This is a genomic window from Saccharopolyspora sp. NFXS83, from assembly GCF_026241095.1.
Taxonomy (GTDB): Bacteria; Actinomycetota; Actinomycetes; order Mycobacteriales; family Pseudonocardiaceae; genus Saccharopolyspora_C.
The window spans coordinates 197,726-209,598 of sequence record NZ_JAPFGB010000006.1 but is presented as its reverse complement, the minus strand read 5'-3'; the positions used below and the strand labels follow the sequence as shown (position 1 = coordinate 209,598).

The following is an 11,873-nucleotide window of genomic DNA, read 5'->3' as shown; positions in this document are numbered from 1 at the left end:
AGGCCGCACCGGCGCCTCCGCCTGGATCCCTGGATCTGGCGGTGGCGACGAGGGAGGCTCGCTCGTGTCCGGGCGGGTCGCCGGTGCTCGCGGGGTGCGATCAGGCCGGGGCGACGGAACCGTCGGGAGCCAGTGCCGCCTGGAAGATGCCGAAGTTCCCGGTCATCCACAGCGCGGTCAGCTTGACCTTGGCGATTCGCCATCCGTTCGAGGTTCGCTCGAAGCGGTTCGTGTAGTACCCGTGCACGGTCTGCTCGCTGTCGCCGGTGCTGTTGGGAAGGTGGTGACCGGCCCGGACGTACGCGACGCAGGTGGCCTCGTCGTCGCCGTCGAAGGTGATCACCAGGTTCGTGATCATGTGTTGCGTCGCTGTGAAGGACTCCATCCTCGGAGCAGTGCCCTTCACCCAGTCGTCGGCCTTCATGCGAGCGACGGGCTGACCGAAGCCTTCGCTGAAGTCGACTTCGACCTCCTCGGTGAAGCAGCTGCGGAAGAGCTCCCAGTCGCGGGAGTCGGTGCCCGTCGCGTAGCGGAGCTGAACGTCGTTGATCTCGGCGCGGTCCGCCAGGCGTTGCACGCAGGCGTCATCGGCGGACAATTTGTATGACAGTGTCATGTGAACAACCGTCCTCCATTCAGATGACAGTGTCAAGTAGGATCGACCGCGTGACACGAGCCGAGACCGCCGCCGCAACCCGGCGCACCCTCGTGCGCGCCGCGTCCGAGCTGCTCGACGCGGGCGGGCCCGACGCCGTGACCCTCCGCGCGGTGGGAGCCAGGGCCGGCGTCTCACGCGGTGCGCCCTACGGGCACTTCAAGAACAAGGAGCACCTGCTGGCCGAACTCGCCGTCGGGGCCTGGAGTTCCCTGGCCGACGAGGTGGAAGAACTCCGGACGGATCCGGGCTCCGCGCCGGACGCACGACTCGAGCGAGCCGTGCTGGCGCTCATCGACGTCGCCCGCCGGACACCGCACCTGTACGCGCTGATGTTCAGCACGCCGGCGAGCACCCCGGTGGCTGCCGAGGCCGCGAGCCGCTTGGAGAACGAGTTCCTCACCCTCGTCGCCGACATCGTCGGCGAACCGGACGCACGTCGCTACGGTGCGCTGCTGATGTCGAGCGCGCACGGCATCGCGGGCATGGAACTCAGCGGGCACCTGGCGAAGGACGGCTGGCGCGTCAGCGTGGAGCAACTCGTGGGCATGCTGATCGACGGGATGCGGTCCAGCGCCTAGCCCCCGCCCTCCGGCACCGAGATCCGAGGCGATCCTCGCGGCGGCGCGGGCACTCCTGGTCGTGGGGGCTCAGCGCAGTGAGAGCAGGGATTCCAGGTGTTGGCGGTGGCGGCGGGGCGTGCCGAACAGGTGGGTGGCGCTGTGGGCTCGTTTGAGGTGCAGGTGGGCTTCGTGCTCCCAGGTGATGCCGATGCCGCCGTGCAGCTGGACGCCTTCGGCGGCGGCGTCCTGGTAGGTCTCGCAGCAGAAGGACTTCGCCATCGCCGCCCACTCCGGGCCCCGGTCGTCGCGGGTCGCGACCGCCCAGCTCGCCGCCTGCGACAGCGACCGGGCGGACTCGACGGCCACGAACAGGTCGGCCAACCGGTGCTTGACGGCCTGGAAGGACCCGATCCGGCGGCCGAACTGCTCGCGGACCTGGACGTAGCCGACGATCTCGGCGAGCCACCGGTCGGCGGCCCCGACGCATTCCGCGGCGAGCGCGACGGCGGCGGCTTCCAGGCACCGGGTGAGCACCTGCCCGGCCGACCCCTCGTCACCCAGCAGCCGGGCAGGTGTCCCGGCGAACTCGAAGCGCGCCATCGGGCGCGTCGGATCCATCGGAGTGGTCGTGATCGCTGCGGGCGCCTCCGCCTCGAACAGCGACAACCCGCCACCGGTCGCGGCGACCACGAGCACCGCGTCGGCTTGGGCGCCGTCCAGCACGAACGCCTTCCGGCCGGTCAGGCGCCACGCCGTCCCGTCGCGGACCGCGGTGGTCGAGCAGGTCGCGGTGCTCCACCAGTGCCGAGGTTCGGCCCACGCCAAGGAGACCACCCGCTCACCGGAGGAGATGCCGGGCAGCAGCCGGGCGCACGCGTCCGGATCGCCCGCGGCCAGCACCGCTTCGGCGCTCACCACGGCGCTGCCGAGGAACGGGCCGACGACCAGCCTGCGCCCCAGTTCCTCCGCGACGAGGCAGCTCTCCACCAGGCTCGCGCCGCTGCCGCCGTGCTCCTCGGGCACGGCCAGCCCGGCGGCCCCGATCTCCGCGGACAACCGCCGCCACAGCGCGGTGTCGTGCCCGGTGTCCGGAGCCTCCGGCGGCGGAACGTGCGGCCCGCCGTCGCGGTCGACCAGGGCGCGGACCGCCGCCCGCAGGTCTTCCTGCTCCTCGGTGAACGCGAAGTGCACGATGCCTCCCGGAAGTCCGGAGTCAGGAACCGATCGGGGCGGTGCACCCGGCGGCGAGGGCGTCGGCGACCCGCCGCCGGTGCCAGGTCGCGGTGCCCCACGCGGAGCGCAACGCGGTCGCCTTGGTGAGCCACAGCTGCAGGTCGTTCTCCGCCGCGTAGCCGATGGCGCCGTGCACCTGCAGCGCGGTGCGGGCCGCGAAGTGCGCCGCTTCGGAGGCCGCCAGCTTCGCCGCCGACACGTCGCGAGCGGCGTGCTCGGCGCCGGAGTCCAGCGACAGGCACGCTCCGTGCACCAGCGGGCGGGCGAATTCGAGTTGCAGCGCCACGTTCGCCAAGTGGTGCTTGACCGCCTGGAACCCGCCGACCGGTCTGCCGAACTGGTGGCGTTCGCCCGCGTAGCGGATCGAGGTGTCCAGCAGCCGCCGCGCGACCCCGAGCGACTGCGCCGCGCACCCGAGGACTCCGGCATCGAACGCGGCGGCCACGCGCGCACCGGGAACCGGAGTTCCACCGGCGAGGGCCCACAACCGCCGCGCCGGATCGAGGGACCGCTCCGGTTCCGCTCCGGTTCTCCCGGCCAGTTCCGCGTTCTCCCCATCGCACCGGAAGACCACGTCCGCCGCGTCGGCATCGAGGGCGCGCGGCCCGTGCTCGGTGAACGCCGCGGTGGCCACGGCGCGCCCGGCGGCCAACTCGGGCAGCCACCGCTGCCCGGAGTCGGTGCCCGCCAGCAGCGCGGGCACGACCGCGATCGACTCCAGGCAGGGACCCGGCAACCCGGCGTGGCCGAGTTCTTCCAGGCACACCACCAGTTCGACCGCGCCCAGCTCCAGACCGCCGTGCCGCTCGGGGATCGCGACCCCGCACAACCCCATCTCGCCCAGCCGTTCCCAGATCCGCCGCCACGGCGCCGGATCGCCGTTCGCCCAGCTGCGCGCGACCGTCGGGCCGCCGCCGGAGTCCAGCAGCGCCCGCAACGCCTCTGCCATGTCCTGCTGTCCGGTGGTGCGCGCGAACCTCATCGGGGCTCCCTCGGCAGGCCGAGCACGCGCTCGGCGATGACGTTGCGCTGGATCTCGTTGGTGCCCGCGTAGATCGGCCCGGCCAGCGAGAACAGGTAGCCGTCCGCCCAGGCCCCGCCGTCGGGCGCCGCGGGGGAGTCGGCGGCGAGCTCGGCGTCCGGGCCGAGCAGGTCCAGCGCGGTCTCGTGCAGTCGGATGTCGAGTTCGGACCAGAACACCTTGTTCAGGCTCGCCTCCGGCCCGATCGAGGCGCCGTCGAGCACCTTCGTGACCGTCTCGAAGGTGGCCAGCCGGTAGGCCTGCGCCCCGATCCACGCGTCGACCACCCGGTCCCGCACCTCGGGGTCGCCGCCGCGCGACGTCCAGGACTCGACGAGCCGCCGCGCCGCCGCGAGGAACCGGCCCGGACTGCGCAGCGACAGCCCGCGTTCGCTGCCCGCGGTGCTCATCGCGACCCGCCAGCCCGCGCCGACCTCGCCGAGCACGTCCTCATCCGGCACGAACACGTCGTCCAGGAAGATCTCGGCGAACGCGGGCTTGCCGTCGAGCCGCCCGATCGGCCGCACCGTGACGCCGTCGGCGTCCAGCGGGAACAGGTAGTACGTCAACCCGCGATGCCGTTGCGCGTCGGGATCGCTGCGGAACAGCCCGAACGCCCGGTCGGCGAACGCGGCCCGCGAGCTCCACGTCTTCTGCCCGGAGAGCCGCCAGCCACCGGGCACCCGCCGCGCCCCGCTGCGGATCCCGGCGAGGTCGCTGCCCGCCTCCGGTTCGGACCACGCCTGCGCCCAGATGTCCTCGCCGGAGGCCATCCGAGGCAGCAGCCGCCGCTGCTGCTCGGGCGTGCCGTGCTCGAACATGGTCGGCGCCAGCAGGAAGATGCCGTTCTGCCCGACCCGGCCGGGCGCTCCGGCCGCGTAGTACTCCTCCTCGAACAGCAGCCACCGCACCAGCGAGGCGCCCCGCCCGCCGAACTCGACCGGCCAGGACACCACCGACAACCCGGCGGCGTGCAGCGTCCGCTCCCACTGCCGGTGCGCCGCGAACCCGCGTTCCGTCTCCAGCGACGGCAGCGGCTCGACGGGCGCGTTGTCCCGCAGCCACTCCCGGACCTCGTCCCGGAACGCGAGCTCCTCTGCAGAGAAGGTCAGATCCACGGCGTCCTCCCGGCACGCTGAACGGTCCTTGCGCATGATCTTCTTTTCGGGGCCTGGTCAGCGGCGCCACCCGAGCAGCCGGCACCGCCGCGCGCACCATCCGGGGGCGCTCTCTAACCGTCGTCGGCGGCACGCTTCATGCTCTTGGCGTCCATGCCGCTGAGCGAGTCCTTCCCGACCTCGGCGTTGTGCGCGTGCGCCAGGTGGTGCAACCCGAACGCGGAGTCCAGGCCGCTGTGCCTGCCCATGAGGTCCTCGGCCTGGTTGACCGCCTTCTTCGCCAGCGCCAGGCCGAAGCGGGGCATCGCCGCGACCTCCGCGGCCAGCTCCATCGACGCGTCGCCGAGCCGGTCGCGCGCGACGACCTGGTTGACCATGCCGACCTCGTAGGCCCGCTGCGCGCTCATCTTCCTGCCGGTGAACAGGAACTCCTTGGCCACCCGCGGCCCGAGGACCCACGGGTGCACGAAGTACTCCACGCCGGGAATGCCCATCCGCACCACCGGATCGGCGAAGAACGCGTCCTCGGCGGCCACGATCAGGTCGCAGACCCACGCGAGCATCAGCCCGCCCGCGACGCACGCGCCCTGCACGCTCGCGACGACCGGCTTCGGCATGTCCCGCCAGCGCCGGCACATCCCGAGGTAGACCTCCTGCTCGCGGGCGAACCGCGATTCGCCGCCGGCCTTGCCGGCGTGGCCCCACCACAGCCCGGCGCGGCGTTCGAAGTCCACGTCGGCGTCGCGGCCCGGCGACCCGATGTCGTGCCCGGCGGAGAAGTGCTCACCCGCCCCGGCCAGCACGATCACCGCGACCTCGTCGTCGGCGCAGGCCCGGTAGAAGACGTCGTCGAGCGCGTAGGTCATCGCGGAGTTCTGCGCGTTGCGGTACCGGGGCCGGTTCATCGTCACGACGGCGGTCCGCTCGATCCGCTCGTAGGTCACGACCGGTTCCTGTTCGGCCATCGTTGCCTCCTCGTCGAGGTGTCGGCGCCTTCCGAGGTTAGCGAAACTAGCAAGTGCTTGGTAGGCTTGTTTTTTCCTGCGATGGCTGGGAAACACGATCGCCCGGTGTTGATCGGGCGGATCGGGGGTAGTCGGATGGAGCTGGCCGACAGCGCTCAGGAGGCGGCGTTCCGCCGGGAGGTCCGGGAATGGCTGGGCGATCACCTCACCGGTGAGTTCGCCGCGGCGCGGGGCCTCGGCGGCCCTGGTCGTGAGCACGAGGAGTTCGAGCTGCGGCTCGCGTGGGACCGCCACCTCGCAGCAGGGGGCTGGACCTGCCTAGGCTGGCCAGAGGAGTTCGGCGGGCGCGGTGCGTCGATCGCGCAGCAGGTGATCTTCCACGAGGAGTACGCGAGCATCGGGGCGCCGGTGCGCGTCGGCCACGTCGGCGAGGAGCTGCTCGGGCCCACGATCATCGCCTTCGGCACTGAGCGGCAGCGGCGGCGGTTCCTGCCCGCGATCGTCGAGGTGCGCGAGCTGTGGTGCCAGGGCTATTCGGAACCCTCGGCCGGATCCGACCTGGCGAACCTGTCCACCAAGGCGCGCCGCGACGGGCCGGACTGGGTGATCGACGGGCAGAAGACGTGGACGTCGCTGGCGCACGTGGCCGATTGGTGCTTCGTGCTCGCCCGCACCGATCCGCGGGGCGGCAGGCACCACGGGCTGTCGTACCTGCTGGTGCCGATGGACCAGCCGGGCGTCGAGGTCCGGCCGATCATCCAGCTCACCGGCACCTCCGAGTTCAACGAGGTGTTCTTCGACGGCGCCCGCACCGACGCGTCGCACGTCGTCGGCGAGGTCGGCGGCGGCTGGAAGGTCGCGATGGGCACGCTCGGGTTCGAGCGCGGCGTCGGCACCATCGACCAGCAGGTGGTGTTCCGCCGCGAGCTGGAGCGCATCACCGACCTCGCCCGCAGCGGCGGCGCCCTCGACGACCCGGTGCTGCGGGACAGGATCAGCCGGGCGTGGATCGGGCTGGAGGTGATGCGGTTCAACGCGCTGCGCACGCTGACCGGGGTCGCCAACGGCACCGCGGGCCCGGAGGCGTCGATCGCGAAGCTGTACTGGGCCACCTTCCACCGCGGGCTCGGCGAGCTGGCGATGGAGGTGGCCGGAGCGTGCGGCCTGGTCGCCGAGGACGCGCCCTACCGGCTCGACGAGTGGCAGCGGCTGTTCCTGTTCACCCGCGCCGACACCATCTACGGCGGTTCCAACGAGATCCAGCGCAACATCATCGCCGAGCGCGTGCTCGGCCTGCCGAAGGAGGCCCGGCCGTGACCGCTCCCGCCGAACCCGCACCGCACGCGCTGCTGGAAGGCAAGACCGCACTGGTGACCGCGGCGGCCGGCTCCGGGATCGGGTCGGCGACCGCGCGCCGGATGATCCGCGAAGGCGCCCGCGTGGTGATCAGCGACGCGCACGAGCGGCGGCTGGAGTCCACCCGCGCCGAGCTCGCCGAGCTGCCCGGCGCGCAGGTGCTCGCGGTGCCCTGCGACGTCACCGACGAGCAGCAGGTGCAGCACCTCGTCGACGCGGCGGCGGCCGAGCTGGGGCGGCTCGACGTCGTGGTCAACAACGCCGGACTCGGTGGCACTGCGCCGATCCAGGACATGACCGATCAGCAGTGGGACCGCGTCCTGGGCGTCACGCTCAACGGCACGTTCCGGTGCACGCGCGCGGCGATCCGGCGGTTCCGGGACCAGGGCTGTGGGGGCGTGGTCGTGAACAACTCCTCGGTGGTGGGCTGGCGGGCGCAGGCCGGGCAGGCGCACTACGCGGCGGCGAAGGCGGGCGTGATGGCGCTGACCCGCTGCGCGGCGATCGACGCGGCCGAGCTGGGGGTGCGGGTGAACGCGGTCGCTCCGAGCCTGGTGATGCATCCGAACCTGGCGAAGGTGACCTCGGAGGAACTGCTGGCCGAATTGGAGTCCGGGGAGGCGTTCGGGCGCTCCGCCGAGCCGTGGGAGGTCGCGAACGTGATCGTCTTCCTGGCCTCGGACTACTCGACCTACCTGACCGGCGAGGTCGTCTCCGTCAGCAGCCAGCACCCGTGAGACGTCCCCGGCTCCGCTCGCGCTGCGGACTCCCGCCGCGCACGAGTCCGCGCAGTACCGTCTGACCCGCGCCGCACGAGGGCGCCGTCCGGTCGGGAACGACTCCTGATGAGAGGATGGGGACATGGCCGAAACCAAGCGCTCGTCCGGGCGCCCGCAGCGCGGGGCAGGTGCCGACGCGGGAAGCGGCGGCTCGCGGCGGCGCGCGGAGCTGCTGGCGATCGCGGCGGACCTGTTCGCCGAGCGGGGGTTCGTGGTCACGACGGTCCGGGAGATCGCCGACGCCGCGGGCATCCTGTCCGGCAGCCTCTACCACCACTTCGATTCCAAGGAATCGATGGTCGACGAGATCCTCCGCGAGTTCCTGGAGTTCCAGCAGCGGCTCTACGCCGACGTGCTGCGCGAGGCGACCGACCCGCGCACCACCGTCACCGAGCTGATCCGGCAATCCTTCCGCGCCATGAACGGATACCGCTCCGCGGTCACGATCTACCAGAACGAGGCGAAGCACCTCGCCCAGTTCGAGCGCTTCGACTACCTGCGCCGGGCGAGCAACGACTTCGAGCGCACCTGGACGAAGGTGCTGCAGCAGGGCCAGCAGGCCGGCGTGTTCCGCGAAGACCTCAACGTGAAGATCGCCTACCGGCTGATCCGGGACGCCGTGTGGACCACGGTGCACTGGTACAACCCGCGCGGGCGGCTGAACGCCGAGGTCATCGCGGAACAGCACGTGACCATCCTGTGCGAGGGGATCACGACTCCGCGCGGCTGACGAGCCCGGCGGAGCCCGCCAGGACGCGAGCGGCGTCCTCGACGATGCCCGACACCAGCTCCGCGCAGCCGGGCAGCTCGTCGAGCAGTCCCACGACCTGCCCGGCGGGCAGCACGCCCGCGTCGGCGTCGCCGCGCACCAACGCCTCCCTGATCAGCATCGGGGTGTTCGCAGCGAGCAGCACCGCGCTCCACGGCATCTCCTTCGCGCGGCGCATCGCGAGCCCGTCGGCGATCAGGTGCCGCCAGGACGTCCCGCTCATCGCCTTGAACGCGGCGGCCTGCCGCAGCGCGCCCGGCAGCCGCCGCAGCCTGCCGGTGGACTCGGCGCGCTCGGTCAGGGCGCTGCGCAGCATCCGGTGCGGCATTCCGTCCACCTGCGAGGTGACGCGGGCGTCGCCCGCGGCGGCGGCCAGGTAGCGCTGCTTGACCTCGTCGGGCACGGCGCTGTCGGAGGTCAGCAGGAACCGGGTGCCCATCCCGATCCCGGCCGCGCCGTAGCACAGCGCCGCGGCCAGCCCGCGGCCGTCGAAGAAGCCGCCCGCGGCGATCACCGGGATGTCCACGGCGTCCACCACCTGCGGCAGCAGCACGGTGGTGGCGACCGGCCCGGTGTGCCCGCCGCCCTCGCCGCCCTGCACGAGCACGGCGTCGGCGCCCCAGGCCCGCACCTTCTCGGCGTGCCGCCGCGCACCCACGGACGGGATCACGACCACCCCGGCGTCCTTGAGCCTGCCGATCAGGCGCTGGTCGGGCATCAGCGCGAACGAGGCCACCCGGACCCCTTCCCGGATGAGCAGGTCGACCCGCTGCTCGGCGTCGGCGGCGTCGGCGCGCAGGTTCACGCCGAACGGATTCCCGGTGCGCTCCCGCACTTCCCGGATCGCCGACTCCAGCTGCTCCAGGCTCATCGTGGCGGAGGCGAGCACGCCGAGCGCGCCGGCCTCCGCGGTCGCCGAGACCAGCCGCGGACCGGCGACCCAGCCCATCCCGGTCTGCACCACCGGATGCCGCACCCCGGTCAACCGGCACAGCGCGGTGTCGAGCACGGGCGCGGTCATGCCGGGACCTCCTGGTCGCGGAGCCCGTCGGGGTCCAGCGCGGTGCGGATGAGGTCGAGCTCCTCGGCGGTGGGCTGCCGGGTCTCGGTCACCGAGGTGGTGTCGAGCTCGAAGCCGGTGTTCTCCCGCACCTGCTCGACCGTCACACCCGGGTGGACCGACCGCAGCCGCATGGTGGCGCCCGGCCCGGCGAAGTCGAGGACGCCGAGGTTCGTCACGACCACCTGCACGTCGTGGAACCGCCCGGCGGAACCAACGGCCCGATCGTGCCCGACGCCGCAGACCAGGTCGACCGCCTCGACGAAGATCCGCTTGCCGTGGTTCGGGACCCAGTAGTTCGTCACGTGGTTGACGGAGTTGCCCGGTGCGCCGCGCGCTCCGATCAGCTGCACCTTCGGCCGGTCCCACGGGCCGATCCGGGAGATGTTCTGGTTGCCGTGCCGGTCGATCTGGGTCGCGCCCATCATCACCCGCCGCCGCCCACCGGCCAGCAGGTCGAGCACCTGCCGGTACGGCATCCAGCCCTCGGTGGTCGTGCCGTCCCCGCCCAGCGCTGGCGTGTCGGCCAGCAGCACCGCTTCGCCATCGGTCAGCAGCAGGTCCGGTGCGGTGGTCAGCCGGGCCAGCCGCGCGCCGAGCGCGGGGACGTGCCCGAACGGGGAGGCCAGCACCTCACCGGCGTCGCGCCAGCTGTCGGCGCAGGCGACGGCGCAGATCTCGGCACGGCTCACGTCGTCGGTCATTCGGCCACCTCCCGTGCCGCGTCGACCGCGGCTTGGTACGCCTGTTCGTCGCCGCTGAGGAACTCCGCGCGGAACGCCTCCCAGCTCGCCGCGTCGGCGGCGCTGGCGGCGTAGCGCCGCTGGAACGCCTCGTCCCGGTCGTAATCCGGGGCGCAGCCGGTGAAGTGCGCGCCGCGCGGCGTTTCGGTGACCGCGTCGGTGTGCGTCCGGTTCAGCAGCACCGACTGCACCGGCCCCGCCCGCAGCAGTTCCTCGGTGGGCACCACCCGCTCGCAGCTGACGTAGCCGTGATCGGCCGCCGCGCACATCAGATCGTCGAAGTAGGGGTCCGGTCCGAGGTACTGGGCGTTGCCGTGCCGGTCCGCCCGGTTGAGGTGCACCAGCGCGGCGTCCAGGCGCAGCGCGGGCATCGCCAGCAGTTCCTCGCCGTCGTCGTAGGGGGAGCGCACGGTGCGCAACCCCGGGTTGAGCGCCGGAACGTCGGAGCCGAGTCCGGCCCTGGTCGGGTGGAACGGCAGCCGGGCCGCCGCCGCGCGCAGCCCGGCGAGCACCATCCCTTCGTCGTACTCGGCGACGTCGAGCTCCCCGCGCTGGCGCGCCGCGCGGAAGTGCGGGTCCAGCGGGATCGAGTCCAGCGAGACGAACCCGAACACGACCTTGCGCAGCTTGCCCGCCGCGGCCAGCAGCCCCACGTCGGGGCCGCCGTAGGACACCAGGGTCAGATCCCGCAGGTCGGAGCGCAGGATCGCGCGCACCAGCGCCATCGGTTTGCGCCGCGAACCCCAGCCGCCGATCCCGATGGTCATGCCGCTGCGCAGTCGCCCCGCGATCTCGTCGGGGGTCGTGAGCTTGTCCCGCATCGCGCGCCCTTTCACGTGTGCCGCCCGGAACCGTCCGGCGTGCCGAACGATTCCCGGACCTGGTCGGAGACTCCGCTGAGGTTGAGTTCGAAGGTGAACCCCTGCTCGAACCGGTAGCTGCGGTGGACGTCCACCGGGTCGATGCCGTTGAGGGATTCCTTGGCCCGGCGGATCACGAGCGGGTTCTTGTCCGCGATCGACTCCGCGAGCTCCCGGGCGGCGGTGTGCAGCCGCGCGGGTTCCACGACCTCCCACACGGAGCCGAAGTCGGCCAGCTCGCGGGCGGTCGCGTTGCGCCCGGTGTAGAACATCGCCCGCGCGTGGTGCTGCGGCACCAGCCGCGACAGGTGGGTGGCCGCGCCGAGCGCGCCCCGATCCACCTCCGGCAGGCCGAAGTAGGCGTCCTCGGCGGCGATGATGATGTCTGAGTTGCCGACCAGCCCGATGCCGCCGCCGAGGCAGAAGCCGTGCACCGCGCTGATCACCGGGACCGGGCACTCGTAGACGTTCTTGAACGCCTCGAAGCACCCGTGGTTGACGGCGATGAGCTTGGTGTGGCCGGGGTCGGCGGTGAGCTCCTTGATGTCGACTCCCGCGTTGAACCCGCGGCCTTCGGCTTGCAGGACCACGACGCGGGTCCGCTCGTCCGCGCCGGCGGCGCGCACCGCGTCGGCGAGGTCGTGCCAGCCCTGGGCCGGCAGCGCGTTCACCGGTGGGTGGTCCATGGTCAGAACCACGATTCCGTTGTCGTGGCGCCGAATCCGGATCGTCATGGCATCACCGAACCTAG

Annotated in this window: 13 protein-coding genes; 4 read left to right on the top strand and 9 right to left on the bottom strand. The window is 72.4% G+C overall.

Features of this window, described 5'->3' with window-relative positions; translation table 11 throughout:
• Nucleotides 1-100 precede the first annotated feature (100 nt).
• Entirely contained in the window at nt 101-616 is a 516-nt protein-coding gene (locus OOZ19_RS09130) for a nuclear transport factor 2 family protein (RefSeq protein ID WP_266089607.1), read from the bottom strand.
• Nucleotides 617-666: 50 nt separating this feature from the next.
• Here OOZ19_RS09130 and OOZ19_RS09125 point away from each other — a divergent pair, with 50 nt between their 5' ends.
• A complete protein-coding gene (locus OOZ19_RS09125) occupies nt 667-1,236 on the top strand; it encodes a TetR/AcrR family transcriptional regulator (RefSeq protein WP_266089606.1) in 570 nt (189 codons plus the stop codon).
• A gap of 69 nt (nt 1,237-1,305) precedes the next feature.
• Here OOZ19_RS09125 and OOZ19_RS09120 read toward each other — a convergent pair whose 3' ends face one another.
• The 4 genes from OOZ19_RS09120 to OOZ19_RS09105 form a co-directional block, all read right to left on the bottom strand.
• Entirely contained in the window at nt 1,306-2,409 is a 1,104-nt protein-coding gene (locus tag OOZ19_RS09120) for an acyl-CoA dehydrogenase family protein (RefSeq protein ID WP_266089605.1), read from the bottom strand.
• Between the two features lie 22 nt (nt 2,410-2,431).
• Nucleotides 2,432-3,433: an acyl-CoA dehydrogenase family protein gene (locus tag OOZ19_RS09115; protein WP_266089604.1), complete on the bottom strand. Its 1,002-nt coding sequence runs from the start codon at nt 3,431-3,433 to the stop codon at nt 2,432-2,434.
• Nucleotides 3,430-4,590: an acyl-CoA dehydrogenase family protein gene (locus tag OOZ19_RS09110; protein WP_266089603.1), complete on the bottom strand. Its 1,161-nt coding sequence runs from the start codon at nt 4,588-4,590 to the stop codon at nt 3,430-3,432. Before OOZ19_RS09110 ends, OOZ19_RS09115 begins: the two co-directional genes overlap by 4 nt.
• A gap of 113 nt (nt 4,591-4,703) precedes the next feature.
• The gene (locus tag OOZ19_RS09105) at nt 4,704-5,555 is read right to left on the bottom strand and encodes an enoyl-CoA hydratase (RefSeq protein WP_266089602.1); all 852 of its coding nucleotides are present in this window, start codon (nt 5,553-5,555) and stop codon (nt 4,704-4,706) included.
• Between the two features lie 135 nt (nt 5,556-5,690).
• Between OOZ19_RS09105 and OOZ19_RS09100 the strand changes: the two genes are divergently transcribed.
• From OOZ19_RS09100 to OOZ19_RS09090, 3 genes are all read left to right on the top strand, one after another.
• The gene (locus OOZ19_RS09100) at nt 5,691-6,872 is read left to right on the top strand and encodes an acyl-CoA dehydrogenase family protein (protein WP_266089601.1); all 1,182 of its coding nucleotides are present in this window, start codon (nt 5,691-5,693) and stop codon (nt 6,870-6,872) included.
• Nucleotides 6,869-7,648, top strand: coding sequence for an SDR family oxidoreductase (locus OOZ19_RS09095; protein ID WP_266089600.1), 780 nt, complete (start codon nt 6,869-6,871; stop codon nt 7,646-7,648). Before OOZ19_RS09100 ends, OOZ19_RS09095 begins: the two co-directional genes overlap by 4 nt.
• Nucleotides 7,649-7,772: 124 nt before the next feature.
• The gene (locus OOZ19_RS09090) at nt 7,773-8,420 is read left to right on the top strand and encodes a TetR/AcrR family transcriptional regulator (protein WP_266089599.1); all 648 of its coding nucleotides are present in this window, start codon (nt 7,773-7,775) and stop codon (nt 8,418-8,420) included.
• On the opposite strand, the gene OOZ19_RS09085 is transcribed toward OOZ19_RS09090, so the two are convergent.
• Genes OOZ19_RS09085 through OOZ19_RS09070 form a run of 4 tightly spaced genes read right to left on the bottom strand, consistent with a single transcriptional unit; the run spans nt 8,401 to nt 11,856 of the window.
• A complete protein-coding gene (locus OOZ19_RS09085) occupies nt 8,401-9,480 on the bottom strand; it encodes an NAD(P)H-dependent flavin oxidoreductase (RefSeq protein WP_266089598.1) in 1,080 nt (359 codons plus the stop codon). The genes OOZ19_RS09090 and OOZ19_RS09085 overlap by 20 nt on opposite strands.
• Nucleotides 9,477-10,223, bottom strand: a complete 747-nt coding sequence (locus tag OOZ19_RS09080) for a CoA-transferase subunit beta (RefSeq protein WP_266089597.1) — start codon at nt 10,221-10,223, stop codon at nt 9,477-9,479. The genes OOZ19_RS09085 and OOZ19_RS09080 overlap by 4 nt, the downstream gene beginning before the upstream one ends.
• A complete protein-coding gene (locus tag OOZ19_RS09075; RefSeq protein ID WP_266089596.1) occupies nt 10,220-11,083 on the bottom strand; it encodes a CoA transferase subunit A in 864 nt (287 codons plus the stop codon). The genes OOZ19_RS09080 and OOZ19_RS09075 overlap by 4 nt, the downstream gene beginning before the upstream one ends.
• Nucleotides 11,084-11,094: 11 nt before the next feature.
• Nucleotides 11,095-11,856, bottom strand: coding sequence for an enoyl-CoA hydratase family protein (locus OOZ19_RS09070; RefSeq protein WP_266089595.1), 762 nt, complete (start codon nt 11,854-11,856; stop codon nt 11,095-11,097).
• Nucleotides 11,857-11,873 lie beyond the last annotated feature (17 nt).

What these genes read in the sequence shown, in the direction of transcription:
- OOZ19_RS09130 (WP_266089607.1), bottom strand. Translation starts at nt 616, where the DNA reads ATGACACTGTCATACAAATTGTCCGCCGATGACGCCTGCGTGCAACGC.
- OOZ19_RS09115 (WP_266089604.1), bottom strand. Translation starts at nt 3,433, where the DNA reads ATGAGGTTCGCGCGCACCACCGGACAGCAGGACATGGCAGAGGCGTTG.
- OOZ19_RS09105 (WP_266089602.1), bottom strand. Translation starts at nt 5,555, where the DNA reads ATGGCCGAACAGGAACCGGTCGTGACCTACGAGCGGATCGAGCGGACC.
- OOZ19_RS09100 (WP_266089601.1), top strand. Translation starts at nt 5,691, where the DNA reads ATGGAGCTGGCCGACAGCGCTCAGGAGGCGGCGTTCCGCCGGGAGGTC.
- OOZ19_RS09090 (WP_266089599.1), top strand. Translation starts at nt 7,773, where the DNA reads ATGGCCGAAACCAAGCGCTCGTCCGGGCGCCCGCAGCGCGGGGCAGGT.
- OOZ19_RS09085 (WP_266089598.1), bottom strand. Translation starts at nt 9,480, where the DNA reads ATGACCGCGCCCGTGCTCGACACCGCGCTGTGCCGGTTGACCGGGGTG.
- OOZ19_RS09080 (WP_266089597.1), bottom strand. Translation starts at nt 10,223, where the DNA reads ATGACCGACGACGTGAGCCGTGCCGAGATCTGCGCCGTCGCCTGCGCC.
- OOZ19_RS09075 (WP_266089596.1), bottom strand. Translation starts at nt 11,083, where the DNA reads ATGCGGGACAAGCTCACGACCCCCGACGAGATCGCGGGGCGACTGCGC.
- OOZ19_RS09070 (WP_266089595.1), bottom strand. Translation starts at nt 11,856, where the DNA reads ATGACGATCCGGATTCGGCGCCACGACAACGGAATCGTGGTTCTGACC.